Raw genomic sequence first — 1471 nt, 5'->3', positions numbered from 1 at the left:
GGCCTGATGTGCGCAGTGCAAAAGCGCAAGCCTGCAGGTGCAGCAGGCGAGCTATAGACCGGCGGAACATGCAACCACGCAGGAGAAGCGGCTGTCAGCAACTGGGAAATGCTGGTGCCTGCGGTAAGCTCAATCAACACAGGCAACCATTTAGGCTGCTTCTTCAAGCCGTAGCCCGCGAATTTGTCTGCCTCTGCCCAGATGAGATAAGGGTCAAAGCCGGTGGTTGCACCCGGCTTGGCCCAGTCAATGCCGGAGAAGCTGCCTTTGGGAAGAGGTGTCCAGGTCATGGCGTGCTTACTTGAGGGGTTGGCATTCTTTCGATGCCTTTTCCCACATGAATGCAAGCAGGGGAGATGCGGCCACCGTTGCAGCGGTGGGAAGCAGCTGGTAATAGCCGCTCTTGTTGTCCGACATCGAGACCCGCAGGTCAAAGTCAATGACATGCCCTTTGGCATCATGGAATTTGCGGCCGTCAAAGCCGCGCTCATGGAGTTTTGCGCCTTTGCAGCGTGCCACGAAGAATTCGCCCAAAGCCGTCCCCAGAAGCCGTCCAACAGCGCTATCCACCGGGTAATGCAAGCCGGCCACTGTGCGATTTACCGCGATTCTGGCGGCAAGCCGCTGCAGCTGCTCCTGGTACTTGGAGCCCTGGGGAAGCAGGGCCTGCAAGATCGTGGCGGTCAGGAATGCTTCCGTCGCATGGCCGCTGGGCCAGGTGGAGTGTCCTGGACTCGGGATCATGGACTGGATTTGTGGAGAGAGCGAGTCGGGGCGAGGACACGCAAAAGCATGTTTGAAGCGCATCTCGACATGAATGGCCAGCGACATGGCCAGGTCCAGCAGTTCAAGGGTGTATTTGTGGCGATGCGCCTGAAGGCCGATGATGGACGCCCAAAATGCCAGCCCACCGGGCATTTGCGCCAGGATTTCGTTTTGACGGTCCTCACGCAGATCAGCATAAAGCGCAACCAGTCCCAACTGCTGGGTGAACACCTTGTGTGTGGGTCTTTTGAGCTTCGCCAGGGCTACGTCCTTGAAAGGTTTTTTGTCCAGATTGACAAAACCCAGCGTGACCTGCTCGGTGCTTTGGGCGACGTCGAAACGCAGGCCAGCGAGCAGCTCCAGTTCACACACTTGTAGTCGACGGTCCGCGGCCCATTGCGCCAGCCGCGACGGCTCATCCAGGGGAACTGGCATTTTGAAGGTGAGAGGGGTAGGGTCAAAAGGCCCCACCAGTGCGGCACGACTGGTGGTTAAGGCGTGGGCAAATAGAGGAGAGCTTTCACTCATGCCGCCGCTCATACCACCACTCATACCACCACTCATACCACCACTCATACCGCCACTCATACCGCCACTCATGCCACCACTAAGACTAGACATACAGATTCCTTGTTTATGTTCAATTTTCGGGGACGCCTAAACGGCGCAGGACTGAGGCCACTTGTTGTCGGGTGTGACTTTCTCC

General features: G+C 57.5%; 1 protein-coding gene and 1 pseudogene. Both read right to left on the bottom strand.

What is annotated here, in order from left to right; genetic code table 11:
- Positions 1 to 290, bottom strand: a pseudogene (locus AC1D0Z_RS21615) (hypothetical protein); the annotation flags it as partial.
- Between the two features lie 7 nt (positions 291 to 297).
- Positions 298 to 1353, bottom strand: coding sequence for a phosphatase PAP2 family protein (locus tag AC1D0Z_RS21610; RefSeq protein WP_477660204.1), 1056 nt, complete (start codon positions 1351 to 1353; stop codon positions 298 to 300).
- Positions 1354 to 1471 lie beyond the last annotated feature (118 nt).

Source organism: Polaromonas sp. P1_E3, from assembly GCF_056405935.1.
The sequence above is the reverse complement of the archived record's forward strand: the minus strand, read 5'-3'. Positions and strand labels throughout refer to the sequence as shown.

Bases quoted from the DNA above. Each gene is read 5' to 3' on its own strand.
- AC1D0Z_RS21610 (WP_477660204.1), bottom strand. From the start codon at position 1,353: ATGAGTGGCGGTATGAGTGGTGGTATGAGTGGTGGTATGAGTGGTGGT.